At 60.4% G+C, this 23,650-nt stretch carries 27 protein-coding genes; 16 read left to right on the forward strand and 11 right to left on the reverse strand.

Annotated elements, in window-relative coordinates:
* Window positions 1-16: 16 nt before the first annotated feature.
* From PH256_RS02030 to PH256_RS02040, 3 genes are read right to left on the reverse strand one after another with little or no spacing between them, the layout of a single operon-like run.
* Entirely contained in the window at window positions 17-388 is a 372-nt protein-coding gene (locus PH256_RS02030) for a (2Fe-2S) ferredoxin domain-containing protein (protein WP_270912783.1), read from the reverse strand.
* Window positions 389-397: 9 nt separating this feature from the next.
* The gene (locus tag PH256_RS02035) at window positions 398-946 is read right to left on the reverse strand and encodes an ATP-binding protein (protein ID WP_270912784.1); all 549 of its coding nucleotides are present in this window, start codon (window positions 944-946) and stop codon (window positions 398-400) included.
* A gap of 6 nt (window positions 947-952) precedes the next feature.
* On the reverse strand, window positions 953-1,450 hold the full coding sequence (locus PH256_RS02040) for an NADH-quinone oxidoreductase subunit NuoE family protein (RefSeq protein WP_087183344.1): 498 nt from the start codon (window positions 1,448-1,450) through the stop codon (window positions 953-955).
* A gap of 273 nt (window positions 1,451-1,723) precedes the next feature.
* Between PH256_RS02040 and PH256_RS02045 the strand changes: the two genes are divergently transcribed.
* From PH256_RS02045 to PH256_RS02065, 5 genes are read left to right on the forward strand one after another with little or no spacing between them, the layout of a single operon-like run.
* Entirely contained in the window at window positions 1,724-2,077 is a 354-nt protein-coding gene (locus tag PH256_RS02045; RefSeq protein WP_270912911.1) for a DRTGG domain-containing protein, read from the forward strand.
* Window positions 2,070-2,492, forward strand: a complete 423-nt coding sequence (locus tag PH256_RS02050) for an ATP-binding protein (RefSeq protein ID WP_087183342.1) — start codon at window positions 2,070-2,072, stop codon at window positions 2,490-2,492. Before PH256_RS02045 ends, PH256_RS02050 begins: the two co-directional genes overlap by 8 nt.
* A gap of 15 nt (window positions 2,493-2,507) precedes the next feature.
* Entirely contained in the window at window positions 2,508-3,794 is a 1,287-nt protein-coding gene (locus PH256_RS02055) for a [Fe-Fe] hydrogenase large subunit C-terminal domain-containing protein (RefSeq protein WP_270912786.1), read from the forward strand.
* On the forward strand, window positions 3,781-4,110 hold the full coding sequence (locus PH256_RS02060; protein ID WP_270912787.1) for a hypothetical protein: 330 nt from the start codon (window positions 3,781-3,783) through the stop codon (window positions 4,108-4,110). The genes PH256_RS02055 and PH256_RS02060 overlap by 14 nt, the downstream gene beginning before the upstream one ends.
* 33 nt (window positions 4,111-4,143) lie before the next feature.
* Entirely contained in the window at window positions 4,144-4,836 is a 693-nt protein-coding gene (locus PH256_RS02065; RefSeq protein WP_087183339.1) for a PHP domain-containing protein, read from the forward strand.
* Window positions 4,837-4,921: 85 nt separating this feature from the next.
* Here the strand turns inward: PH256_RS02065 and PH256_RS02070 are convergent, their stop codons facing one another.
* Genes PH256_RS02070 through PH256_RS02085 form a run of 4 tightly spaced genes read right to left on the reverse strand, consistent with a single transcriptional unit; the run spans window position 4,922 to window position 10,327 of the window.
* Window positions 4,922-6,973: an oxidoreductase gene (locus PH256_RS02070; RefSeq protein WP_270912788.1), complete on the reverse strand. Its 2,052-nt coding sequence runs from the start codon at window positions 6,971-6,973 to the stop codon at window positions 4,922-4,924.
* 26 nt (window positions 6,974-6,999) lie between these two features.
* A complete protein-coding gene (locus tag PH256_RS02075; RefSeq protein WP_270912789.1) occupies window positions 7,000-8,166 on the reverse strand; it encodes an iron-sulfur cluster-binding domain-containing protein in 1,167 nt (388 codons plus the stop codon).
* On the reverse strand, window positions 8,163-9,719 hold the full coding sequence (locus PH256_RS02080; RefSeq protein WP_270912790.1) for a phytoene desaturase family protein: 1,557 nt from the start codon (window positions 9,717-9,719) through the stop codon (window positions 8,163-8,165). The genes PH256_RS02075 and PH256_RS02080 overlap by 4 nt, the downstream gene beginning before the upstream one ends.
* A gap of 17 nt (window positions 9,720-9,736) precedes the next feature.
* Window positions 9,737-10,327, reverse strand: a complete 591-nt coding sequence (locus PH256_RS02085; protein WP_270912791.1) for a TetR/AcrR family transcriptional regulator — start codon at window positions 10,325-10,327, stop codon at window positions 9,737-9,739.
* 560 nt (window positions 10,328-10,887) lie between these two features.
* Here PH256_RS02085 and PH256_RS02090 point away from each other — a divergent pair.
* Window positions 10,888-11,115 (forward strand): hypothetical protein, encoded by a 228-nt coding sequence (locus tag PH256_RS02090; protein ID WP_270912792.1) that lies wholly within the window; start codon window positions 10,888-10,890, stop codon window positions 11,113-11,115.
* Window positions 11,112-11,528 carry a Crp/Fnr family transcriptional regulator gene (locus PH256_RS02095; protein ID WP_270912793.1) on the forward strand — a complete coding sequence of 139 codons (417 nt, stop codon included), beginning with the start codon at window positions 11,112-11,114 and terminating at the stop codon, window positions 11,526-11,528. The genes PH256_RS02090 and PH256_RS02095 overlap by 4 nt, the downstream gene beginning before the upstream one ends.
* Window positions 11,529-11,983: 455 nt before the next feature.
* Here PH256_RS02095 and rpsI read toward each other — a convergent pair whose 3' ends face one another.
* Together rpsI and rplM are read right to left on the reverse strand one after the other, a co-directional pair.
* Entirely contained in the window at window positions 11,984-12,382 is a 399-nt protein-coding gene (rpsI, locus tag PH256_RS02100; protein ID WP_058967081.1) for a 30S ribosomal protein S9, read from the reverse strand.
* A 16-nt stretch (window positions 12,383-12,398) separates the two neighbouring features.
* Window positions 12,399-12,827: a 50S ribosomal protein L13 gene (rplM, locus tag PH256_RS02105; protein ID WP_058967082.1), complete on the reverse strand. Its 429-nt coding sequence runs from the start codon at window positions 12,825-12,827 to the stop codon at window positions 12,399-12,401.
* 452 nt (window positions 12,828-13,279) lie between these two features.
* On the opposite strand from rplM, the gene PH256_RS02110 reads away from it, so the two are divergent.
* The 9 genes from PH256_RS02110 (at window position 13,280) to PH256_RS02150 (ending at window position 21,677) form a co-directional block, all read left to right on the forward strand.
* Window positions 13,280-14,008, forward strand: coding sequence for a tRNA 2-thiocytidine biosynthesis TtcA family protein (locus tag PH256_RS02110; protein WP_087183332.1), 729 nt, complete (start codon window positions 13,280-13,282; stop codon window positions 14,006-14,008).
* A gap of 45 nt (window positions 14,009-14,053) precedes the next feature.
* Window positions 14,054-15,232 (forward strand): alanine racemase, encoded by a 1,179-nt coding sequence (gene alr, locus PH256_RS02115; RefSeq protein ID WP_270912794.1) that lies wholly within the window; start codon window positions 14,054-14,056, stop codon window positions 15,230-15,232.
* Window positions 15,233-15,257: 25 nt separating this feature from the next.
* Window positions 15,258-15,809, forward strand: a complete 552-nt coding sequence (locus PH256_RS02120) for a cysteine hydrolase family protein (RefSeq protein WP_087183330.1) — start codon at window positions 15,258-15,260, stop codon at window positions 15,807-15,809.
* On the forward strand, window positions 15,806-17,350 hold the full coding sequence (locus PH256_RS02125; RefSeq protein ID WP_270912795.1) for a hypothetical protein: 1,545 nt from the start codon (window positions 15,806-15,808) through the stop codon (window positions 17,348-17,350). The genes PH256_RS02120 and PH256_RS02125 overlap by 4 nt, the downstream gene beginning before the upstream one ends.
* A gap of 19 nt (window positions 17,351-17,369) precedes the next feature.
* A complete protein-coding gene (gene lepA, locus PH256_RS02130) occupies window positions 17,370-19,175 on the forward strand; it encodes a translation elongation factor 4 (RefSeq protein ID WP_087183328.1) in 1,806 nt (601 codons plus the stop codon).
* Between the two features lie 424 nt (window positions 19,176-19,599).
* Window positions 19,600-19,899 (forward strand): ArsR/SmtB family transcription factor, encoded by a 300-nt coding sequence (locus PH256_RS02135; protein ID WP_087183327.1) that lies wholly within the window; start codon window positions 19,600-19,602, stop codon window positions 19,897-19,899.
* Window positions 19,896-20,894: a permease gene (locus PH256_RS02140; protein ID WP_442866643.1), complete on the forward strand. Its 999-nt coding sequence runs from the start codon at window positions 19,896-19,898 to the stop codon at window positions 20,892-20,894. Before PH256_RS02135 ends, PH256_RS02140 begins: the two co-directional genes overlap by 4 nt.
* Before the next feature lie 18 nt (window positions 20,895-20,912).
* Window positions 20,913-21,251: a thioredoxin family protein gene (locus PH256_RS02145; RefSeq protein ID WP_270912797.1), complete on the forward strand. Its 339-nt coding sequence runs from the start codon at window positions 20,913-20,915 to the stop codon at window positions 21,249-21,251.
* Between the two features lie 3 nt (window positions 21,252-21,254).
* Window positions 21,255-21,677, forward strand: a complete 423-nt coding sequence (locus PH256_RS02150; RefSeq protein WP_270912798.1) for an arsenate reductase ArsC — start codon at window positions 21,255-21,257, stop codon at window positions 21,675-21,677.
* A gap of 79 nt (window positions 21,678-21,756) precedes the next feature.
* On the opposite strand, the gene phnX is transcribed toward PH256_RS02150, so the two are convergent.
* Both phnX and PH256_RS02160 read right to left on the reverse strand, forming a co-directional pair.
* Entirely contained in the window at window positions 21,757-22,533 is a 777-nt protein-coding gene (gene phnX, locus PH256_RS02155; RefSeq protein WP_270912799.1) for a phosphonoacetaldehyde hydrolase, read from the reverse strand.
* A complete protein-coding gene (locus tag PH256_RS02160) occupies window positions 22,530-23,636 on the reverse strand; it encodes a 2-aminoethylphosphonate--pyruvate transaminase (protein WP_270912800.1) in 1,107 nt (368 codons plus the stop codon). The genes phnX and PH256_RS02160 overlap by 4 nt, the downstream gene beginning before the upstream one ends.
* Between the last annotated feature and the right edge of the window lie 14 nt (window positions 23,637-23,650).

The following is a 23,650-nucleotide window of genomic DNA, read 5'->3' on the forward strand; positions in this document are numbered from 1 at the left end:
TGTGCCGCGCCCCCTTTCACTTGGTCAGCGAACCGATGGTGTATTCCTCCACCGGCTCGCCGTCCATCAGATGGTGATGCACCATGCGGATGGCCTTTTCCGGGGTCATCTTCACATAGGTCACCTTTTCCTTGCCCGGCTCATATACCTCCACCACCGGCTCATACTGGCAGATACCGATGCAGCCGGTCTGGGTGACCTGCACACCGGCCACGTTCTCCCGGGCCAGCTCCTCCACAATGGCGTTCAGCACCGGCCTTGCACCGGCGGAGATGCCGCAGGTGGCCATGCCCACCACCACACGAATGGTATTGCTGTCGCTCTCGCGGGTATTCACGGTCTGGCGCATCCGGTCCCGGATGGCCTCCAGCTCTTTCAGACTTTTCATGGGTTCGTTTCACTCCTTTTCCAGCAGGGGGGCGCTGTTTTCCTCGATGTATTCCCGGAGGAACAGTGCCACTTCGGGCTGTGCCAGAGACACACCGCCCAGAATCTGTTTGATCTCGCGGCTGTTTACCGCGAAGCTTTGGTCGTTCACATGCAGCTCGTAGCAAAAGTCCCGCTCAGGGTTTGCCTGCATCAGGGCGGAGATGGTGCCCGCCATATCACCCAGCGGGGGGCGGTCGATGTGGGAAAGGCCGAACCAGGCGGTGACCCGTGTTCCCTTGCCCGGCGCGCTCTCGATGGCCACGTCGCCTCCGGTAAGCTGGGCGGTCAGCCGCAGCAGCGGCAGGCCAAGGCCCACCTTGCGGGTGGTGCGGCTGGTATAGAAGGGGTCCAGCGCCGCCCGGGCCTGCTCCTCAGTCATGCCCCGGCCGTCGTCCTCCACGGTCAGCTCCAGCCGGTCGGCGGCGGTGTCCATCCTTAAAAGGATGCGGGTATTTGCCGCCCCGGCGGCCACCGCGTTCTGGGCGATGTCCATCACATGCATGCTCAGCTCCTGCATGGCCGCTTACTCGTACTTGGCCAGAATGGCGTCCAGCTCGGCGTCCTCGCCGGTGAGACGGCCGTACACGTCGTCGTTCACCATCATCACCGGGGCCAGACCGCAGGCGCCCACGCAGCGGCAGCTGTCCAGACTGAACTTGCCGTCCGGTGTGCATTCTCCGTCGCCAATGCCCAGCTTCTCCTGCAGCTTCTCATACAGCTTGCCGCTGCCCTTTACATAACAGGCAGTGCCCAGGCAGACGCTCACCCGGTAGCGCCCCTGGGGCACCAACCGGAACTGGGAATAGAAGGTGGCCACGCCGTAGACCTCGGCCAGCGGGATGCCCAATGCATCCGCCACCATGCGCTGCACCTCAATGGGCAGGTAGCCGTAGATCTCCTGGGCCTTCTGCAGAGCAGGCATGGTCACGCCGGGCATATCCTTGTGCTGGTCCAGCCATTCCGTGAGCTGCTGCTCCTGTTCGGGGGTCCCTGCGAAGGGCAGGGTGGAAAAACGCCTCATGTTGGGTATCCCTCCGTTTTCTGTTTTTTCGCGGGGCCCGGGATAATTTTGAGTCCGGGCGACCGCCTGTATCGTTTACTCAGTGGTATCATTGTAACACAAAATTGCCCGTTTTCCTATAAATTTTGCATAGTTTTAATCTTCGCAAAAGAAAAACAATTGGGCAAATTTTATGCAACCTGCCACAGACAGATTTTTCAAAGGCCATTGCCCGCTTTGCCCTTTTTGCCGTATACTGAAAGAAGAAAACCCATGGAAAGGGGCGAAACCGCCATGACCATTCAGGACATTCTGCAGCTTCTTCCCGCAGAGCTGCTCACACCCGGCGCCCGGCTGGACACCCAGGTCCACAATGCCTGCGGCAGCGACATGATGAGCGATGTGCTGGCCTTTGTGAAAAATCAGGCCGTGCTGCTCACCGGGCTGAACAATCCTCAGGTGGTGCGCACCGCCGACATGATGGACATGGTGTGCATCGTGTTCGTGCGGGGCAAGCGCCCCTCGCCGGAGGTGCTGGAGCTGGCCGAGCAGCGAGGCATCGCAGTGCTGACCACCCAGCGTACCATGTTCTCCGCCTGCGGTATTCTGTACCAGGCAGGCCTGCGGGGAGGTGGCGGCCATGACTGAGCCCATCCGGCTGGAATACATCGTGCCCGGCGACGATTTCACCCGCGCCGGGGAGGCCTCGGCGGACCTGAAGCACACCTTAAAGCGAATGGGCTTTCCCCCTGAGGCCATCCGCAAGGCCTCCATCGCGCTGTATGAGGGCGAGATCAATCTGGTGATTCACGCGGGCGGCGGGCAGATCTTTGTGGAGCTGACTCCCGAGGCCATTCAGATGCGGCTGGAGGACCAGGGCCCCGGCATCCCGGACATCGCCCTCGCCATGCAGGAGGGCTACAGCACCGCCTCGGAGCAGGTGCGCAGCCTGGGCTTCGGGGCAGGCATGGGCCTGCCCAACATGAAGCGCTACAGCGACGAATTTTTCATCGAATCCCAGCCCGGGCAGGGCACCACCATCCGCATGAATGTGCTTCTGTGAGGAAAGGCGGCCGCCATGAAACAGGAATTCATCCATTCCGTGACCCTGAACCGGGCGCTGTGCAAGGGGTGCATCAACTGCATCAAGCGCTGCCCCACCCAGGCCATCCGGGTGCGGGGCGGCAAGGCCATCATCGACCCGGCCCGCTGCATCGACTGCGCCGAGTGCATTCGCATCTGCCCCCATCACGCCAAGACCGCCGCCGCGGACCCTCTCTCGGTGACGGAGCGGTTCGACTATACCATTGCCCTGCCGCCGCCCAGCTTTCTGGGTCAGTTCAACCGGTTGCCCGGGCCGGACCTGGTGGTGGACGGGCTGCTCGCTCTGGGCTTTGACGAGGTGTTTGAGGTGGGGCGGGCCGCCGAGCTGGTGAGCGACGCCACCCGCCGCCTGATCACCGCCGGAGGCCAGCCGCTGCCCCTGATCAGCAGCGCCTGCCCGGCCGTGGTGCGGCTGATTCGGGTGCGCTACCCGGACCTGCTGCCTCATCTGCTGCCGCTGGCTCCGCCGGTGGAGGTGGCCGCCCGCATTGCCAAGCGGGACGCTGCCCGCCGCACCGGCCTTGCACCGGAGAAAATCGGCTGCATTTTTCTCTCCCCCTGCCCGGCCAAAATCAGCTATGTGCGCAGCCCCTTGGGGGTGGAGCACAGCGCTCTGGACGCGGCGGTGAGCATCAAGGAGATCTATCCCCGCATGCTGTGGGCCATGAAGCAAACCCCCAGCGAGGGCAAAAGCCAGATCGGCCGCGCGGGCGTGCGCTGGGGCGAAAGCACCGGCGAGAGCATCAGCCTGCGCGGAGTGGACGACTACCTGGCGGCGGACGGCATCGAAAATGTCATTCGTGTACTGGAGGACCTGGAGGACGAAAAGCTGCCCGGCCTGCACTTTGTGGAGCTGAACGCCTGCGCGGGCGGCTGCGTGGGCGGCGTACTGCAGGTGGAAAACCCCTTCATCGCCAAAGCCAAAATGAAGCAGCTGCGCCGTGGCCTGCCGGAGGCTCGCTCCCATCTGAGCAGCCGTCAGGTGCCGGACTTCATGCGGTGGGACACACCTCCCGCCTATGCCCCGGTGATGGAGCTGGAGGGCACCCGGGCCGAGCAGATGGAAAAATACAGCCGGCTGCGGACCATTCTGTCCCAGCTGCCGGGGCTGGACTGCGGCGGCTGCGGCGCGCCCAGCTGCGAGGCCCTGGCCGAGGATGTGGTGCGCGGCCGGGCAAAGCCGGAGGACTGTACCGTGCTGATGCGCCGCCGTCTGGAAGAGCTTTTACAGGAAAGGAGCCGGGACGATGACCAATCTTGAACTGGAAAATCTGGGCTTTGTTCCCGCCGGGCCGGTGCCTGAGCATGAGGTGACCGGCGGCTTCTGCTGCGACCTGCTCAGCTGGGCCATGAGCCGCTGCACCGAGGGCAGGGTCTGGTTCACCGTGATGGGCAACATCAACACGGTAGCGGTGGCCAGCCTGGCCGACGCGGCGGCGGTGGTGCTGTGCCAGGAGGCCGCCTGGATGCCGGACGCGCTGGAGCGGGCCGCACAGCAGGGGGTGGCCCTGTTCACCACCGACCTGCCCGCCTATGAGGCTGCTCTGGTGCTGGCCCGCAAGCTGGGTCAGCTGTAAGCATTCATCAAAACCAACGGGAGGTGACCGGGCATGCGGTACGACCTGCACATCCACTCCTGCCTTTCCCCCTGCGCAGACCGGGAGATGACCCCCGCCACCATTGCGGGGCTGTGTGCTCTGAACGGGGCCGATGTGATCGCCATCGCGGACCACAACAGCGCCCGGAACCTGCCCGCCGCTGAAAAATGCTGTAAGGCCTACGGGGTACAGCTGCTGCCCGCGCTGGAGGCCAACACCGCCGAGGAGATCCATCTTTTGTGCTATCTTCCCACGGTGGAGGCGGCACTGGCCCTGGGCGATGCCCTTTACGAGAGCCTGCCGGAATTCGACTGGGACCCGGCCATCTGGGGTCCGCAATGGGTGATGAACGAGGACGACGAGATCATCGACCAGCCCAAAAAGCTGCTTACCACAGCCGCCGGGCTGACGCTGGAAGAGACCTCCCGCCTCTGCCGGGAGCTGGGCGGTGTTCCGGTGCCCGCTCACATCGACCGGGACAGCTATTCCCTGCTCAGTGTGCTGGGGCTCTGGCCCGAAGAGCCGGAGTTTTCGCTGGCGGAGTTGGCCGACCCGGACCGGGCGGCGGCACTGACTGCCGCCGGGCTGGTTCCCCCGTCGCTGCCCTTTCTCACCGGCAGCGACGCCCACTGTCTGGAGGCTCTGCGCACCGAGTTCCCGCTGCTTGCACCGGACTGCCCGCTGCGCGCGCTTCTGAAAAAATAAGAAGCAACAAAAAACGATCCCCCCGGAGCCGGACATTTGCCGGATTCCCGAGGGGATCGTTTTATTTTAACCTAATGCGGTTTGGTTACAGCCGCTCGGCCACCTTCCAGGCCTGCCAGACGACGGTGCGCAGGTTGCCCACCTTGCAGGCGTCGCCGATCACATGCACGTGGCGGCCCTTGGCGAAGGCCGGGGCCGGGGTGTAGCCCACGGCCAGGATCACATCGTCCGTTGCCAGGGTCTGGCTTGCGCCGTTCTTGCCCTTCACGGTCACGCCGTTGGCGTCGATCTTCTCCACGCTGCTTTCCAGGTGCACCTCCACCCGGTTGGCCTCGAAGAAGTCCCGCAGGTAGGAGGAGTTGGCCAGGCACAGGCCACGCACCGCCATCAGGTCGTTCTTGGCTTCCACGATGACAGGGGTCTTGCCCTTGCGGTACAGGTCATAGGCGATCTCGCAGCCGCTCAGGCCGCCGCCGATGATGACCACGCGCTGGCCCACCGGCTTGCCCTCCAGATAATCCACCGCGTCCATAGCCCGGTCCGCACCGGGGATGGGCAGCTTGCGGGCCGCCGCGCCGGTGGCCACGATGACCTCATCCGCCTTGAGCTGGGCAAGATCGGTCACGTTAGTGTTGAACTTCACCGGAATCTTCAGCTGCTCGATCTGGCGGCGGTACCACTGGATCAGCTCCTTGTCCTTCTCCTTGAAGTCCGGCGCGGCGGCGGCGATGAACACACCGCCCAGGCGGTCGGTCTTCTCGTAGATGGTCACCTTATGGCCCCGCAGGGTGGCAATGCGGGCGGCCTCCATGCCGCCGATGCCGCCGCCGATCACCGCTATGGTCTTGGGCTTCCTGGCGGGCAGGATGTCGTATTTATGGCCCTGCATGGTGGTGGGGTTCAGCGCACAGCGGGCCATGTGCAGCACGTCGTTAAAGTCCTCGTCATTGGCCACGCCCTTGTAGTGGGCCAGGGCGAAGCAGCCGTTGTGGCAGCAGATGCAGGGCTGGATGTCCTCTTCCCTGCCCTCCTTCAGCTTGGTGACCCAGGCGCCGTCCACCAGGAACTGCCGGGCCACGCCCATGCCGTCGATCTGGCCCGCGGCGATGGCCTGCGCGCCTGCCTCCGGGGTCATGCGTCCGGCGCAGACCACCGGGATGTCCAAAAACTTGCGGATGTGGGCCACGTCCTCCAGATTGCAGTTCTGGGGCATGTACTGGGGCGGATGGGCCCAGTACCAGGCATCGTAGGTGCCGTTGTCCGCGTTGAGCATGTCGTAGCCGGCCTCCTGCAGGTACCGGGCTGCCCGCTCGCTCTCGGCCATGTCGCGGCCCACCTCGGTGTACTCCTCGCCGGGCACCGCGCCCTTGCACAAGCCCTTGGTCTTGCTCAGCACCGAATACCGCAGAGAAACCGGGTAGTCCTTACCACAGGCCTTTTTGATGGCATGCACCGTTTCCACCGCGAACCGATAGCGGTTTTCAAAGCTGCCGCCGTATTCGTCGGTGCGCTGGTTGGTGTAGGGCAGGGTGAACTGGTCCATCAGATAGCCCTCATGCACCGCGTGCACCTCCACGCCGTCCACGCCCGCCGCCTTACACAGCTTGGCGGTCTTGGCGAAGGCCTCCACCAGCTGGTGGATCTCCTCTTTGGTGATGGGCCGGCACATCACGTCCTCGGCCCAGCGGGAGGGCAGCTCACTGGGAGAAGCGCACAGGAACGAGGCGTCCACGATGGGCTTGGCCAGGGTGCCCAGCGCCTTGTTGCGCAGCAGAATGCTCAGCTGGTCGGTGATGGCAAAGCTGCGGCCAAAACCAGCGGTGAGCTGCACGAACAGCTTGGCGCCGGTGGCATGGATCTGCTCCATGTAGGCCTTCAGCTCCTTGAACATGCCCGGGTTCTGATACAGCCACCGGCCGCCGATGGGGTCCCGCAAAGGGGCGATGCCGGGGATGATCAGGCCCACGTTGTTGTGGGCGATGTTCAAAAAGAACTCCGCCGCCACCTTGTCGAAGTGGTTGGGTTCCATCCAGCCGAACAGTGAGGTGCCGCCCATGGGGCACATCACGATGCGGTTTTTCATCTCCACATTGCCGATTTTCCAGGGGGTGAACAAGGGTTCATAACGCTGATCCATTGGGATGATTCCTCCTCTTTTGTTGCTCAGTATGCCACCGGCACGTCAATCTCCATATCGCTCAGCGGGTAGGTCACGCAGGGATGGATGAAGCCGAACTTCCGGTCCGCTTCCCGGCGGCCGTCCCGGCCCTCGGCCACATGGTACTCACCGGCCAGCCACTTGCTGTGGCAGAAGCCGCAGCCGCCCGCCCGGCACTTGTTGGGGGCGTTCAGGCCCGCCCGCTCCATGGCGGTGAGCAGGGTCTCGTTCTGCATGGCGGGGATGGTGTACACCTCGTCCCGCATGTGCACGGTCAGGGTGAACCTGGCGGGATTCTCCACCGGCAGGTCGCCGCAGCAGCCCGCGTCCCGGTGAACCGCCTTTTTCGGCAGAGCGTAGGGGGCCAGCTCCTTTTCCACGAAGTCGTACATGGCCTGCGGACCGCACAGAAAGAAGGTGCTGGCGGCAATGTCCGCATACTGTTCCACCAGCTTGGCGGTCACAAAGCCCTTTTCGCAGCCGGGGCACTCCTCGTCGCTGAGCACGTAGACCACCTTCAGACCCTTGCAACGGGCGGTCAGCTGGTCCAGCTCGGCTCGGTAGGCCAGCTGGTCCGCGGTGCGCGCGCCGTAGAACAGGGTCATCTGGTAGTCCTCGTCCCCGTCGGCCAGGCTGGCGGCCATGGACATGAAGGGGGTGATGCCGCTGCCGCCTGCGATGCACACAATGCTGCGGCTGTCCCGCAGGGTCTCGTAGTGGAACTCGCCGGAGGGCTCGGTCATCACAAAGCGGTCGCCCACCTGGGCCTTCTGGGTCAGATAACCGGACACAAAGCCCGCGTTCTCCACCGCCAGTACCAGCTCGCCCGCCAGGGCCTGCCGGGGGCTGGATACGATGGAATAGGGGCGGCTGACCAGGCTGTCGCCGATTTTCACCTGAATGGAGGCGTACTGGCCTGCCCGGAAGAAGGGAAAGGCCTCGCCGTCCACCCGGCGGAAGGTCAGCTCCCGGATGGTGTCGGTCAGGGGGCGGGCGGCGGTCAGCTCCACCCGCATGTAGCCGGGGTGCAGCTTCTTCGCCAGGGTGTTGGTGCGGTATTCCTGAGGCAGCGGAGTGTTGGGGCCTTCCGCCAGCATCTTGCGGCGGTTGGGCACCAGCTTTTTAAACCGCAGCATATCCATAAAACCAAAAGGCTGTTTCTTGAAATTCATACCGCCTTCGCCTCCTTCTTCAAATCGCCCACCGTCTGACGGCCGGACAGATCACCCGACACATACGCGCTGGAGTAGCCGCTGGAGCGCATAGCGTAGCCGCCCGCAAACCGCAGGCCGGGGCTCATCAGCGCGTCCTCCTTCATCATCATCATGCGGGGCATCAGGCTGTCCCACTCGGCGGTCTCATAGCCGTAGATCACGCCCTCGGGATGGCCGCAGTAGCGGGCATAGGTGGTGGGCGATGCCACGCAGATCTCCTCGATAGCATCCCGGATCTTGCAGCCGGTCTCCCGCTCGAATACCCGGATCATATCGTCGGCAACCCGGTCCTTGGCCTTGAAGTAGTCCTCCTCGGTCACGTTGCCCCAGTCGTCGGACATGAACATGGTGGTGAAGTACATCATGCAGGTGCCCTCGGGGGAGCATTCCGGGTAGGCGTTGTTCAGACACACGGTGGCCTGCACGTGGTTGGTGCTCACCTTGCGCATCATATCGTACTGCTTCACGGTGTCGGCAGTGTCGTAGATGAAATAGTTGTGGCTGGTGATGCCCAGCTCCTCGGCCGAGCGGTTCAGGCCCAGGAACAGGGTGAAGCCGCGGCCCGCGAAGGTACGGCTGTTGGTAGCGCGCACCATCTGCTCGGTAACCGCCTTCTTCTCCAGCATCTTGCCGAAGACCAGGTGGGGCGAGCAGTTGGCGATCACGTGGCGGGTTTCGATCACCTTGCCGTCGGTCAGCTTCACGCCGCGGATGTGACCAACGTCGTCCGCCAGAATGGTCTCAGCCTCGGACTGGTACCAGATGTCGCCGCCCAGCTCCCGGATGCGGGCATCCATTGCCAGACTGATCTCGTGGGAGCGCATCTTGGGCATCCAGGCATCCCGGGTGATGTAGCGGATGACCATGGAGCCGTAATGCAAAAAGCTCATGCGGTCGCAGTCCACGCCCAGGTAACACCAATAGGCGTTCAGGATGTCCTTGGCCTTTTCGGGCATTTTCAGCGCGTCCAGCACCTGGTTCACCGAGTAGCTGCCCGCCTTGATGAAGTTGGGGAAGTTCTTCTTCATGTACTCGGAGTCGGTGTTGCCGTTCACCGAGTTGGAGTAGGTCTGGGCATCCCGTACCTCGTTGCACAGCTCGAAGAACTCGGTCATGGACTTGCGGCTGCCGGGGCAGTATTCCTCCATCTTGTCGATGAAGGCCTGGATGCCGAAGGGCATTACACAGTCGTATTTTTTGTCGGTGGTGATCAGGTGGTAGGCCTCGGGGATGCGTACCCAGTCGATCTTGTCCTCCACGCCCAGGCTGCGGAAGAGGGTGCGGATGTCACCGGGTTCCTCGGCGGAGCCGAAGTCGTTCAGCTCGTGCAGGCTGGCCTCGAACTCGAAGCGGCCCCGCTTGAAGCTGGTGGCAAAGCCGCCGGGCAGGTTATGCTTCTCCAGCAGCAGGCAGGAATAGCCCGCCTGCAGCACCCGAATGGCTGCCACCAGGCCGCCGTTGCCCGCGCCGATGACCACCACGTCATAGGCCTTGTTTGCATTTGTTGCCATAGTGTTCCTCCTTTGGTTTATCCCAACAGGTTCCGCGACCGGTACAGCCAGTGCTGCAGCTCCTCTTCGCTTTTCACCTGCTTGTAGTAACTCAATACGATACGGTAATCCTCGGTCAGCTCCCGGTCGATCTCCTCCTCCGAGAATTCCAGATAACCGGTGGCCATCATAACCGCCATGGAATAGCAGTAATAGACCATGCGCCGGTGCAGCTCGGTGGCCTTTTCCCGGCCCAGCTCCAGGCTGGCCTGCAGCTGGCGGATGGTCTCCTCCGCGTTGGGGTCCTCGAACAAGGTCTCCCCTGCCGGACGCTGGCGCAGATAGACCAACCGGAACAGGTTCTTCTGGCTGCGGGCGAAGTTTAAAAAGGACAGCGCCACCTGCTTGTAGCTGCTGGCCTGCGCCCGCAGATAATGCTCCCGCACATAGTCGATGAGGGCCGTGTGCAGGGCATCCATGCTCTCGAAGGCGGAATAGATGGGCTGGGTGGAGCAGCCCATGGCCCGGGCCAGACTGCGCACCGAAAGCGCCTGTGGCCCCTGCTGGGCCACCAGATTGGCGGCGGCCTCCAGAATATCCTGTTGGAAAATGCGTTTTTGCGGCGGCACCTCTGCTCCCTCCCTTCCAGGTTAAATAACATGTGTTATTTATACTTATCCTACTACAGCGTCCCTGCAAAAACAAGCTGCTTTGCGAATTTATTAACATATCCTTCTTCTCTTTGGCTGCTTGCACAAAAAAGCATTTCTCCTTTTATGCGGAGCAGACAAAAGGCTTTTCTGGAATTTTGCTTTCTTTCCTCGTCGATGCGATCCAAAATTCAATCATTTGTATACATATCCCATCAGAGCAGATACAGCCGCATAAAACATTCATTTTCCGTCACGCTATATTTCAAAAAACAAGGAATCACAAAAGTTCCCGGAAATTTGGATAGTACACAGATTCTGGATGGATCTTATCAACATGTTTCAGGTATATTACTCCTGCTTTGATTTTTCAGCCATATCTCAAGGCAATCCTGCTAAACCACACATTATATATTTTGCTATTTATAGATTCTTCATCTAAATAGCCCTCATATTTTACTTGTCAGCACTATAACATCGTTTGAAATTTTAACCTTTTCTATGATATACTGAACAAAAATACGTGGGGGGAATGTATCGTGTCTGAACTGGATTTTTTGCGCAATGTTCTGGGGCTCCAGCAGGAGGATTTACTGGCCGAAGCGCTTACTGTTTGTAAGATAAAGAATGTTCCCAAAGGATACAAGCTGTTTGATACCGGCGAAAATCCCACCCCGATCTGTCTGTTGGTAAACGGGGTATTTCGGGGGTATTTCGGGGCTTTTTCCTGGATGCAGACGGAAACGAAATCACAGATTGTCTGGTGATCACCCCCGGCTATCCCCTTATGCCAGATTCCAACCTGAACGTCAGCTCCAGCCTTACCATTGAGGCATTGACAAATTCTCTGGTCTTCACCTTACCCATTTCTGATTTTCTCTTGCTTGCACAGCGACACGCTGCCATACAATCGCTTTATCAAAAAATGATGCTCTATTCCTGGGGATATCATCACCAGCTCAAGGTTATGATGTACCAGTACAGCGCGGCCGAGCGCTACCGGTGGTTTTTACGCTACTATCCCAATGTTCTGGATCAGATCAGTCACAAATATGTGGCGTCATTTTTGAATATGACTCCAGTTACACTCAGCAAGCTTATTAATGCTACTTCAGCTTCATGCTCCACTTCGGATCTTTTGGATCTTTTCTGCTTTCCCGACATAAAATCTGATTTTTGAATGTGCGCAGTTTTCTGCACAAAAAACTTTGACATACCAAAACCGGCCTCCCAATAACGGAAGGCCGGTTTATTTTCTGCTTTCATCTCGTCAGTCTTAGAAAGGATGTATCTTCAAACCATCACAATAAAGCGCCGGAATCATTTGCCTGGATATTCTCCAGCTATCCCACCCGGGCCGGACGGTTGTAACAATCCCTTGCCATGAGATTTCGTTCTGCCTTCCGCATGAACTTTCCGCTTTGCTATTATGCGCATCTACCCGACATTTACAGGCAAGGAGTTATCCTATTTGGTAACCACTTGGTGCTCTTTTTTTGCCGGTTATCCACTTGGTAACCACTAGAAATTGGGTGAAAATGGGTCTTATTGTGTCGAACCTCATCAAAGCTCATCAAACAGAAAAACCCCGGAAATCCGAGGATTTCCAGGGCTTTTGAAGGTTTCTGATAACGATTAGCGCTTGCTGAACTGGGGAGCGCGACGGGCAGCCTTCAGACCGTACTTCTTACGTTCCTTCATACGAGGATCGCGGGTCAGGAAGCCAGCCTTCTTCAGAGCGGGGCGCAGGTTCTCGTCGTACTGCAGCAGGGCGCGAGCCAGGCCGTGACGGATAGCACCAGCCTGACCGGAAACACCGCCGCCGCCAACGCGAACGACCAGGTCGAACTTGCCTTCAACCTCAGCCACAGCCAGAGGCTGACGAACGATCAGCTTCAGGGTCTCCAGGCCGAAGTAATCATCGATATCGCGGCCGTTGATGGTGATCTTGCCGGTACCGTTGTAAACGCGAACACGGGCAACGGAATTCTTACGACGACCGGTGCCGTAGAAGTAAGGTTTAGTCTCGTACATACTCTATTGCCTCCTATTAAAACTCGTAAACTTCGGGCTTCTGGGCAGCCTGCTCGTGCTGAGCGCCCTTGTAGCAGCGCAGACGGGTCATGGCCTTGGCACCCAGGGTGTTGGAGGGGATCATGCCCTTAATGGCAACGTACATAGCCTTGTCGGAGTTCTCCGCCATCAGGGTCTTGTACTGGATCTCCTTCAGGCCGCCGATCCAGCCAGAGTGAGTACGGTAGTACTTCTTCTCCAGCTTCTTGCCGGTCAGAACAGCCTGGTCGCAGTTGATCACGATCACGTGATCGCCGCAGTCCACGTTGGGAGTAAAGGTAACCTTGTTCTTGCCACGCAGCAGAACAGCAGCCTGGGCAGCAACGCGGCCGAGGGGCTTGCCCGCGGCGTCGATCACATACCACTTGCGCTCGATCTGGGCGGGTTTAGCGAGAGTAGTGCTCATGTCGATTTTCCTCCTGAATTTGTTTTGAACAGTCGCGCCGGTGGGCGCGGGAAACATTCCATTGAAAGCGCACTTTGACGCAAGAGTGATTATATCTTACTTTGCCCGCCGCGTCAAGCACTTTTTTCGATATTTTTAATTTAATCTGGTCAAACTCCTTTATTCTCTTTCTTGCTCTCATTTTCTCCCGTTTTCTCAAATTTAATTTTTTCAAAAAGTTTTGCAAAAGTTTGTGCAAGCTGCCTGCCGCGTGGTATAATGGCCGCAGCCGGCCACAGCGCCCCCGGGCCCGCCCGGGGATTTCCGCTTTTTTGCCCGGCAAAAAGCAGGATTTTTGTCCGTAACCCGGCAAGGCATGCTATAATATAGGGTAGGCTTCTTGCCGCCCTCAGCATTTGGCGGTATAGCCCGCCTTTTATAATACTATATATAAAGCGAAAGGTGGTACTGCCATGCAGCGGCTGGAAGGCCTGATGCGCAAAGCCATTCAAGAATACAAAATGATCGAGCCCGGTGACCGGATCTGCGTGGGTGTTTCCGGCGGCAAGGACAGTGTGGCCCTCACCGTGGGGCTGGCCCATCTGCGCCGCTACCTGCGAATTCCTTTCGAGGTGGTGGCGGTGAGTCTGGACCCCCAGTTCGGCGGCAAGGCCACCGATTATGCCCCCCTGGAGGAGCTCTTCGCCAAGCTGGAGGTGCCCTTCGAGATTCGGCGGTCCAACATCGGAGCCATCGTGTTTGATGTGCGCAAGGAACCCAACCCCTGTGCCCTCTGCGCCAAGATGCGCCGGGGGCTGCTTCACGACACCGCCAAGGAGCTGGGCTGCAACAAGGTGGCGCTGGGCCATCATCTGGACGACGCCATTGAAACCTTTTATATGAATCTTTGGGGCGAGGGACGGCTGGGCTGCTTCTCTCCGGTGACCTATCTTTCCCGCAAGGACCTGACCATGATCCGGCCCATGATCCTTGCCACTGAAAGCGACGTGCGCCGCGCAGTGAAACACGAGGAGCTTCCGATTGTAAAAAGCGCCTGCCCGGCGGACGGCGCCACCCGCCGCCAGGAGATGAAGGACTACGTGGCTGCCATGTGCCGCAAGGACAAGGCCTTCCGCCAGAAGATGCTGGGGGCCATGCAGGGCGCGAACCTGGACGGCTGGGCTCCTGTGGCAAAGGGCTGACAGCGTACAGCCCCTTTCAACACAATAACATCGAGGTGTTTTGGTTTGAATTTCGAAAAGCATTGCTGGGCCGAGGTGGATTTGGACGCATTGGCCCATAATTTCCGGCTGCTGCAGCAGCACGCCGGGTCTGCCGCCGTGTGCGCGGTGGTCAAGGCCGGGGCTTATGGTCACGGCGACGGCATTGTCTGCCGTACTTTAGCGGACGCGGGTGCCAAATGGTTCGCGGTGAGCTGCCTGGCTGAAGCGCTGCATCTGCGCAGCGGCGGCGTGACCGGCGAGATTTTGATTCTGGGCCACACCGACCCGGCCTGCGCGGCCACTCTGGCCTGTCACCGGCTGACCCAGGCGGTGTTCAGCCCGGAATACGCCCAGGCCCTGAGCAGCGCGGCTGTGGAGGCAGGTGCCCGGGTGCGCTGCCATCTGAAGATCGACACCGGCATGGGCCGGCTGGGCTTCATCGCCCGCTGTGAGGAGGACATCCCCGCCTGTCTGGACCAGCTGGAGGCCTGTTTTGGTCTGGAGGGGCTGGAGATCACCGGCATGTTCCAGCATTTTGCGGTAGCAGACAGCCATGCGGCGGCGGATGTGGAATACACCAACCGCCAGCACAGCCTGTTTGTGCAGGTGAAAGAAGGCCTGGAGGCCCGGGGCCACAAGCTGCGCACCGTGCACTGCTGCAACTCCGCCGCTCTGGTGGAGCACCCGGAATGGGGTATGGATCTGGTGCGGCCGGGCATCGTGCTCTACGGCTGTGACCCCAGCGACGAGGTCCATCTGGACGGGCTGCGCCCGGTGCTCACCTTAAAGACCGTGGTAAGCCAGGTGAAGGAGCTGCTGCCCGGCCAGGCACTCAGCTATGGGCTGCAGTTCACCGCCGACGCTCCCCGCAAGGTGGCAACTCTCTGCGTGGGCTATGCGGACGGCTATCCCCGTCTGCTTTCCGGCAAGGGCGTCTGTTCCATCGGCGGATACGCTGCGCCGGTGCTGGGCCGTGTCTGCATGGACCAGATGATGGTGGATGTGACCGGTCTGGACGACGTGAAGGAGGGCGATGAGGCCGTGGTCTTCGGCGGTCCCGGCGCCGACAGCCTGAACGACGTGGCAAACAAGGTCGGCAGCATCCCCTACGAGATTATGTGTGGCCTGGCGCTGCGCGTTCCCCGGGTATATCTGCGGGAGGGCCGCTGCGTGGCCGTTGCGGATTACCTGAAACAGATGTAAATAAAAACGAAAGGATGTGCCCGTTATGAGCAAGCTTTTGTGTGTTGTGGACTATCAGGTGGATTTTGTTTCCGGCGCGCTGGGCTTTGAAGCGGCCCGCGCCCTGGAAGCTCCCCTGGCGGATCGGGTGAAGCAGGCCCTGACCGAGGGCTGGCAGGTACTGTTCACCCGCGACACCCACGGTGCGGATTATCTGACCAGCCGGGAGGGGCGCTTTCTGCCCCTGCCCCACTGTCTGAAAGGAAGCGAAGGCTGGCATCTGTACGGTCAGCTTGCAGAATACGAGCAGGCCGTTCTGCCGGGCGTGGCCTTTCTGGACAAGCCCACCTTCGGTGCCGAGGGCCTGCCCGCCGCGGTGCGGGCGCTGTGCGGCGGCGAGCCGGAGGAGATCGAGGTCTGCGGCGTGGTCACCAACATCTGCGTGGTGAGCAACGCCATTGTGCTGCACTCGGCCTTTTTGAACGCGGACATCACGGTGCGCTCGGATCTGTGTGCTGCCGGTGACCCGGCGGATCACGAAAACGCCCTGCGCCTTCTGAAGGGCATGGGCTACCGTATCGCGGAGGGCAGCCGGTGACCGGGCCGAACGTGCAGGCCGGGCTGCGCCGGGCGGTATGGCTGCTGTTTCTGGCTGCCTTCGCCTGCATTTTTCTGGTAATCGGGCTGCGCGGCCATCTGGACCTGAGTGTTCGCAGGCTGACGTTCTGTGCGCTGCTGGCGGCAGGCGCGTTCGCACTGCGCCGCTTTCTGCCTCTGGTGGACCGGCTCAGCCCCGGCCGCTGGCGGGCGGTATTCGGCGGCGGTCTGGCGCTTTTGCTGGTGTTGCAGCTGGGCAGCGGTTTTCTGCTGTTGCAGGACCTGACCACCTCCCCCTTTGACACCGAGGCGGTGCTGCGCACTGCCACCGAACTGGCGCAGGGCACCGTGCCCGCGCTGTACAACGACTATTTCGCCAGTGTGGACACCAACGTCTTCTGTATGTTCGTGCTGTACTGGATGTACCGGCCGGTGTATCTGCTCACCGGAGCCACCGGCCCTGCCTGGGCCATGGGGCTGAACGTTCTGTGTCTGTTCACCGCGGCAGTGTGCGTATGCGGTGCGGCAGGTCTTTTGTGGGGCCGCCGGGGCAAGGCCGCGGCGCTGGTGCTCTGCCTGGTGTTCCTGCCTTACTACATCTTCACCGCCTTTGTTTATACCGACACCATGGCCGCCCCTCTGGTGGCGGGCAGCCTGTGGGCCTTTCTGGCGCTGGAGGCCCGGTGGTGCCATCTTTCCCGAAGGACCCGCCTGCTGGGCTGCGCCGGTCTGGGCATTCTTGTGGGAGCTGCTTTTCTGATGAAGGGCAACGCCCTGCTGCTCTACCCCGCCTTTGCGGTATATCTTGCGCTGCGTCCGGGATTCTGGGCCGGTCTGCGCCGCGCCTTAAGCTGTGCGCTGGCCGCGCTGCTGCTGTTCTGCCTGGGCAGTGCGGCGGTGATTTCCGGTTTCAACGCCTACAAGTGGAACTGCGGGCTGCTGGACCTGTCCCTGTATGAGTCCATGCACACCCCTGCCACCCACTGGATCATGATGGGGCTGGAAAATGACGGAGCCTTCAACAACGAAAGCTTCACCTACACCGGCCGCTACCCCACCATTGAGGAGAAGAAAGCCGCGAACCTGGCCCGCATCCGGACCAATCTGGAGCATCTGCTTTCCAGCCCGCAGAGCCTGGCCTGGCTGTTCTTCACCAAGGCGGAAACCGACTGGGCGGACGGGCTGTATACCGCACCCCAGATGGTGAACCTGGCGCCGGTGCAGCGCACCTGGCTGCACGAATGGTTCTGTGTGGACGGCACACATGCGGGCCTGACCGCGGATTTCGGCCAGGCAGTCTACTGGCTGCTCTGGGCCGGAGCCTTTGCGGCCGCAGCACGCGGGATTCTGAACCGCCGCCGTACCGGCGATCATGGCCTGTTCTTCTGCACAATCTGTCTGCTGGGCAACCTGGCGTTTCTCACCCTGTGGGAGGCCAACGCCCGTTATCCGTTTTGTTATTCCTGCTGCCTGCTGCTATTCGGGGCCGCCCTGCTGGCCGCGCCCCGCAGCGAAGCGCAAGGCACATCGCATAGAGTTTAAAATATAGGAGGAGACGTTTTTGGCAAGAGATAACATCCGCAATTTCTGCATCATTGCCCACATCGACCACGGCAAGAGCACCCTGGCCGACCGCATTCTGGAAAAGACCCACAGCGTGGACGAGCGCCAGATGGAGGACCAGCTGCTGGACAACATGGACCTGGAGCGGGAGCGCGGCATCACCATCAAGGCCCGCGCGGTGACCCTGAATTACAAAGCCCGCGACGGCAAGGATTATGAGTTCAACCTGATCGACACCCCGGGCCACGTGGACTTCGGCTACGAGGTGAGCCGCAGCCTGGCGGCCTGCGAGGGCGCAATTCTGGTGGTGGACTCCAGCCAGGGCGTAGAGGCTCAGACCCTGGCCAACACCTACATGGCTCTGGAGCATGACCTGGAGCTGGTACCGATTCTGAACAAGATCGACCTGCCCAGCGCCGAGCCGGACCGGGTGGCTCAGGAAGTGGAGGATGTGATCGGTCTGCCCTGTCTGGACGCGCCCCGGGTATCGGCCAAGATGGGCATCGGCATTGAGGACACTCTGGAGCAGGTGATCAAGGACATTCCCGCCCCCACCGGCGATGAGAACGCCCCGCTGAAGGCTTTGATCTTTGACAGCGTTTACGACAGCTACAAGGGTGTTATTGTGTATATCCGCGTATTCGAAGGCACCGTGAAGGCGGGCGACACCGTGCGCATGATGGCCACCGGCGCGGAGTTCACCCTGGTGGAGGTGGGCCGGATGGGCGCCACCAGCCTGACCCCCTGCGACAAGCTGCAGGCGGGCGAGGTAGGTTACCTGACCGCCAGCATCAAGACCGTGCAGGACACCCGCGTGGGCGATACCGTGACCCTGGTATCCAATCCCACCCCGGAACCGCTGCCCGGCTACCGCAAGGTGACCCCCATGGTATTCTGCGGCATCTACCCGGTGGACGGTTCCCAGTACCCGGACCTGAAGGACGCGCTGGAGAAGCTGCAGCTGAACGACGCTTCCCTGAGCTTTGAGCCGGAGACCAGTGTGGCGCTGGGCTTTGGTTTCCGCTGCGGCTTCCTGGGTCTTCTGCATCTGGACATCATCACCCAGCGTCTGGAGCGCGAGTTTGATCTGGACCTGATCACCACGGCCCCCAGCGTAGAATACCGCATCACCATGACCGACGGCGAGGTGAAGGTGATCGAGAACCCCTCCGACTACCCTGATCCGGGCCGGATCGCCAAGCAGGAGGAGCCCGTTGTGGACGCGCACATCTACACTCCCAGCGAGTATGTGGGCAGCCTGATGGATCTGTGCCAGGACCGGCGCGGTACCATGATCGACATGAAGTATCTGGACGCAACCCGCGTGGACCTGCACTACGAGCTGCCCCTGGGCGAGATCGTATACGATTTCTTCGACGCCATCAAGAGCCGCAGCCGCGGTTACGCCAGCTACGATTACGAGATGAAGGGCTTTAAAGAATCCAAGCTGGTAAAGCTGGACATGCTGCTCAATGGCGACATGGTGGACGCCCTGTCCATGATCGTACATGCGGACAAGGCCTACGCCAAGGGCCGCCGTCTGGCAGAGCGTCTGAAAGAGAACATTCCCCGCCAGATGTTCGAGATTCCCATTCAGGCGGCCATTGGCGGCAAGGTCATCGCCCGCGAAACCGTGAAGGCCATGCGCAAGGACGTGCTGGCCAAGTGCTACGGCGGCGACATCACCCGTAAGAAAAAGCTGCTGGAGAAGCAGAAGGAAGGCAAAAAGAAGATGCGTCAGCTCGGCAGCGTAGAACTGCCCAGCGAGGCCTTCACCGCCGTCCTCAAGCTGGACGAAGATTGATTTTTAGCGGACTCGACCAACCATTGGGGCGCGGTACGCAAGCCGGTACGCACCGGGTTTTCCTCAGCAAGATCCGCCAGCTGCCTTTTTTATCGGACTCGACCGGCCATTGGAGCGCGATATGTAAGCCGGTACGCACCGGGTTTTCCTCAGCAAGAACCTCTAGCTGCCTTTTTGGCGGACTCGACCGGACATCGGGACGCGATACACAAGCCGGTATACCCGGTCCCTTAAAATCCGTGCCGCTTTGCGGCACACCTTACTTCTTCACTATTCACTCTTCACTATTCACTCAAATCCCCCCGGTGGCAGGCTTCCCCTGCCGCCGGGCTTTTTTATGCTCCTTTTGCATTTCTCATATTGACATTCATCTATCTATGCGGTATACTCTCACATAGACAAAGTTCTATGTGAGGTGATTTACATGGTCGCTGCCGACGTTGCTCTGCTCTGCAAGGCCCTTGGCGATACCAACCGCCTGCAGATCGTTCAGATGCTTTCCGATGGGGAAAAATGCGGCTGCAAGCTGCTGGAACAGTTCCAGTTTACCCAGCCCACCCTCTCCCATCACATGAAGATCCTGTGTGAGTGCGGTCTGGTCAACGCCCGCAAGGAGGGCAAATGGTCTCACTATTCCCTGAACCGGGAAACCCTGGAGGCCCTTCAGGCCTTTCTGGCCGGTCTGGGCAAAAACTGTGAATGCAAAGCGGGGTGCTGCCAATGATCTGGACCTTTCTCCAGGACCAGGTCCTGGGCATGAAATGGCTGAACAGCGCCATCGGCTCCCTGCTCAGCGCTCTTGGATTGGATATCACATCCCGGTTGGGTGGCAGCCTGCAGTTCTTTGTGTACGACGTGATCAAGATCACCATCCTGCTGTGTGCGCTGATCTTCCTCATCTCCTACATTCAAAGTTACTTCCCGCCCGAACACAGCAAAAAGATCATCGGCCGGTTTCACGGCCTGGGGGCCAACTGCATCGCCGCTCTGCTGGGCACCGTCACCCCCTTCTGCTCCTGCTCCTCCATCCCCCTGTTCATGGGCTTCACCAGTGCGGGCCTGCCTTTGGGTGTCACCTTCTCCTTCCTCATCTCCTCCCCCATGGTGGACCTGGGCAGCCTGATTCTCCTTGCCAGCATCTTCGGTGCCAAGGTGGCCGTGACCTATGTGATCGTGGGGCTGGTCATCGCGGTGGCGGGCGGCAGCCTGATCGAGGCGCTGCACATGGAGCGCCATGTGGAGGACTTCATCCTCAACGCGGGCAGCGTGGACATTCAGGCCCCCACCCTGACCCGCAGGGACCGCCTGACCTATGCCAAAGAGCAGATGGTTGGCACCTTCCAAAAGGTCTTTCCCTACATTCTGGTGGGCGTGGGCATCGGAGCCATCATTCACAACTGGATTCCCGAAGCCTGGGTGGAAACTATTCTGGGCAGCAGCAATCCCTTTGGCGTAGTCCTGGCGGTTCTGGTGGGTGTTCCCATGTACGCAGACATCTTCGGCACCATCCCGGTGGCCGAGGCCCTGCTCTCCAAGGGCGCGCAGCTGGGTACCATTCTCAGCTTCATGATGGCGGTGACCACCCTGTCGCTGCCCTCCATGATCATGCTGCGCAAGGCCATCAAGCCCCGCCTGCTGGCTATGTTCGTGGCCATCTGCACCATCGGTATCATTCTGGTGGGCTACTTTTTCAACGCAATTCAATTCCTTTTTGTTTAATTGCAGGAGGTTATTACAATGGGTTTGTTTTTTAAGAAGAAAAATGACGCACCGCAGGCTTCCTGCGGCTGTGGCACCGGCTGTGCTGTTCCGGTGGAAAGCGGTGACACCGGCCGGATGGTCAAGGTACTGGGCGGCGGCTGCGCCAAGTGCAACCAGCTGGAGGAAGCTGCCAAGGCTGCCATGACCGAGCTGGGCCTCACCCCCGAGGTGGACCACATCACCGATTTTTCCCAGATTGCCGCCTACGGCGTGATAACCACCCCCGCCCTGGTGGTCAACGGCAAGGTGGTGTGCTACGGCCGGGTGCCCGGCAAGGATGAAGTCAAGGACTTGATCCGGAAAGGAATGGAATAAACCATGGACCAGATGATTCGCGTGGCCTTCGTCTGCGTGCACAACTCCTGCCGCAGCCAGATCGCCGAGGCTCTGGGCAAAGCCCTTGCCGCCGACACCTTCGAGAGCTATTCCGCGGGCACCGAAACCAAGCCCCGCATCAACCAGGATGCCGTGCGCCTGATGAAGCAGCTGCATGGCATCGATATGGAACAGACCCAGCGCAGCAAGCTTCTGGCCGAGCTGCCCCCGGTGGACATTGTGGTGACCATGGGCTGCAACGTGAGCTGCCCCACCCTGCCCTGCCGCCACCGGGAGGACTGGGGCCTGGAGGACCCCACAGGCCAGCCGGACGAAGCCTTTGAGGCCACCATCCGGGCCATCGAGCAAAAGGTGCTGGACCTGCGCAGCCGGATTCAGAATCGCTCCATTCCCGGTACTTTTTAAATGAAAAGCCGGAGGTCTTCCAGCGTTACACCGCTGGAAGACCTCCGGCTTTTTGTTGCGTTTTTTCAGTCTTTTGTCATCACTCGCCGAGCGCACGGATCAATGCGGGCAGCTCCTTCAGATCGCGGATCACAAACTGAGCACCTGCCGCACGGAAACGCTCGCTCACCTGGCGGCAGACTTCCTCCTGCTCGGCCTCGGTCAGTGCCTCATACTCGCTCTGACTGAGCCCCAGCTCGGAACTGCCTTCCACAACGCCCACCGTCCAGACGCCTGCATTGACGCCTTCCTTGATGTCCGAAATGGTGTCGCCCACCTTCACCACATTCTTTACCGAGCTTACGCCCAGCGCTTTCATGTTGGCAAAGATCATGTACGGATACGGGCGGCCCTTTCCGTCCACCCCATCGGGGCTGATCCAGAAATCGGGTGCGTAGCCCTGCTTTTCCGCCTGCGGCACCACGATGTTCATCATGGCGTCGGTGTAGCCGGTGGTGGAGCCGATCTTCAGCCCCATCTCGCGAAGCCGGGCCGCGGTCTCCACCGCAAAGGGCTTGGGCGTGGCGTACTGGTCCAGAATGCTGAACAGCTTGGGCTCAAACTGCGCATACACCGCATCCACATCCGTATCGCAGGGCTTGCGGCCGTGGACTCGCTCCCATTCCTTGGCGATGCGCTCCATGCCCAGCATGGTACGGATGTGGTCCCGCTTGAGCATTCCCATCGGCTTGCGGGTCTCCTCCATGGTCACCGCAACTCCGTGGTGGGCAAAGGCCTCCACAAAGACCTGCACCGGGGCGAAGCAGCCGTAGTCCACCGTGGTGCCCGCCCAGTCAAAAATAACCGCTTCAATCATGCCGCCTGCTCCTTTCGCTCCTTCAAAAACGCTGCAATAATACCGGTCAGCTTCTCAATATCCTCGGGATAGATCTCGCCGATGTTGCCGATACGAAAGGTGTCCATCTCGGTCAGCTTACCCGGATAGATGGCATAGCCCCGCTCCTTGATGTAGTTGTAGAACTGGGAGAACTGGAAGGACACGCCCGCCGGGTAGAAGAAGGTGGTGATGATCGGTCCCTGATGACTGCCTTCAATGTAAGGTGCGAAGCCCATGGCCTTCATCTTCTCAATCAGCATGCGGTTGTTCTCCTGGTAGCGGCGGCTGCGGGCAGGGATGCCGCCCTCCTCCATCAGCTCATCCAGCGCCTTGGAGAACGCCAGCACCACATGTGTGGGAGAGGTGAAGCGCCATTTGCCGTCCTTCTCCATGCCCTTCCACTGGTCCAGCAGATCCAGCGACAGCGAGCGGGCCTTGCCCTCGCTGGCCAGCAGCTTGTCGCGGCGGCAGATGATGAAGGAGAAGCCGGGCACGCCCTGGATGCACTTGTTGGCACTGGACACCAGGAAGTCGATTCCCCACTCGGCCACGGGGATGTCCACCCCGCCGAAGGAGGACATGGCGTCCACAATAAAGCTCCTGCCTGCGTCGCGGACCACCTTGCCCACCGACTGGATGTCGTTCAGGATACCGGTGGTGGTTTCGCTGTGGACCATGGCCACATGGGTGATGGCGGGGTCCTCAGCCAGCAGCTGCGCCACCTGTGCCGCGTCCGGTACCTGGTCATAGCTCTGGGCGTAATGTAGATAGGGGATCTGTGCATGGGTGCAGATGTCCACCATCCGCTCACCGTAGGCGCCGTTGGAGCAGATGAGCACCTTATCGTTTGCGCCCACCACGCTGGAGAACACACTCTCCACGCCGAAGGTGCCGCTGCCCTGCATCAGCACGGCGGTGTAATCATCCTCCGAAGCATGAGCCAGCTCCAGCAGCTGGCGGCGGATCTTCTGGGTAACGACCTTGTGGTCGTCATCCCAGGTGCAGCGGTCCACCAGCATTTCCTGCTTCACGGTATCGGTGGTGGTGAGGGGGCCGGGGGTCAACAGTTTATACGGATTCATAATCATTTTCTCCT

The organism is Allofournierella sp. CML151 (assembly GCF_027853465.1).
Lineage (GTDB): Bacteria > Bacillota > Clostridia > Oscillospirales > Ruminococcaceae > Allofournierella.

Excerpts from the sequence above, each read along its gene's own strand:
- PH256_RS02060 (WP_270912787.1), top strand. The coding sequence starts at position 3,781 with ATGACCAATCTTGAACTGGAAAATCTGGGCTTTGTTCCCGCCGGGCCG.
- PH256_RS02030 (WP_270912783.1), bottom strand. The coding sequence starts at position 388 with ATGAAAAGTCTGAAAGAGCTGGAGGCCATCCGGGACCGGATGCGCCAG.
- PH256_RS02080 (WP_270912790.1), bottom strand. The coding sequence starts at position 9,719 with ATGGCAACAAATGCAAACAAGGCCTATGACGTGGTGGTCATCGGCGCG.
- rplM (WP_058967082.1), bottom strand. The coding sequence starts at position 12,827 with ATGAGCACTACTCTCGCTAAACCCGCCCAGATCGAGCGCAAGTGGTAT.
- PH256_RS02135 (WP_087183327.1), top strand. The coding sequence starts at position 19,600 with ATGGTCGCTGCCGACGTTGCTCTGCTCTGCAAGGCCCTTGGCGATACC.
- PH256_RS02110 (WP_087183332.1), top strand. The coding sequence starts at position 13,280 with ATGCAGCGGCTGGAAGGCCTGATGCGCAAAGCCATTCAAGAATACAAA.
- PH256_RS02150 (WP_270912798.1), top strand. The coding sequence starts at position 21,255 with ATGGACCAGATGATTCGCGTGGCCTTCGTCTGCGTGCACAACTCCTGC.
- PH256_RS02140 (WP_442866643.1), top strand. The coding sequence starts at position 19,896 with ATGATCTGGACCTTTCTCCAGGACCAGGTCCTGGGCATGAAATGGCTG.
- PH256_RS02160 (WP_270912800.1), bottom strand. The coding sequence starts at position 23,636 with ATGAATCCGTATAAACTGTTGACCCCCGGCCCCCTCACCACCACCGAT.
- phnX (WP_270912799.1), bottom strand. The coding sequence starts at position 22,533 with ATGATTGAAGCGGTTATTTTTGACTGGGCGGGCACCACGGTGGACTAC.
- PH256_RS02145 (WP_270912797.1), top strand. The coding sequence starts at position 20,913 with ATGGGTTTGTTTTTTAAGAAGAAAAATGACGCACCGCAGGCTTCCTGC.
- PH256_RS02035 (WP_270912784.1), bottom strand. The coding sequence starts at position 946 with ATGCAGGAGCTGAGCATGCATGTGATGGACATCGCCCAGAACGCGGTG.
- PH256_RS02075 (WP_270912789.1), bottom strand. The coding sequence starts at position 8,166 with ATGAATTTCAAGAAACAGCCTTTTGGTTTTATGGATATGCTGCGGTTT.
- rpsI (WP_058967081.1), bottom strand. The coding sequence starts at position 12,382 with ATGTACGAGACTAAACCTTACTTCTACGGCACCGGTCGTCGTAAGAAT.
- PH256_RS02065 (WP_087183339.1), top strand. The coding sequence starts at position 4,144 with ATGCGGTACGACCTGCACATCCACTCCTGCCTTTCCCCCTGCGCAGAC.
- PH256_RS02070 (WP_270912788.1), bottom strand. The coding sequence starts at position 6,973 with ATGGATCAGCGTTATGAACCCTTGTTCACCCCCTGGAAAATCGGCAAT.
- PH256_RS02120 (WP_087183330.1), top strand. The coding sequence starts at position 15,258 with ATGAGCAAGCTTTTGTGTGTTGTGGACTATCAGGTGGATTTTGTTTCC.
- PH256_RS02050 (WP_087183342.1), top strand. The coding sequence starts at position 2,070 with ATGACTGAGCCCATCCGGCTGGAATACATCGTGCCCGGCGACGATTTC.
- PH256_RS02040 (WP_087183344.1), bottom strand. The coding sequence starts at position 1,450 with ATGAGGCGTTTTTCCACCCTGCCCTTCGCAGGGACCCCCGAACAGGAG.
- PH256_RS02045 (WP_270912911.1), top strand. The coding sequence starts at position 1,724 with ATGACCATTCAGGACATTCTGCAGCTTCTTCCCGCAGAGCTGCTCACA.
- PH256_RS02055 (WP_270912786.1), top strand. The coding sequence starts at position 2,508 with ATGAAACAGGAATTCATCCATTCCGTGACCCTGAACCGGGCGCTGTGC.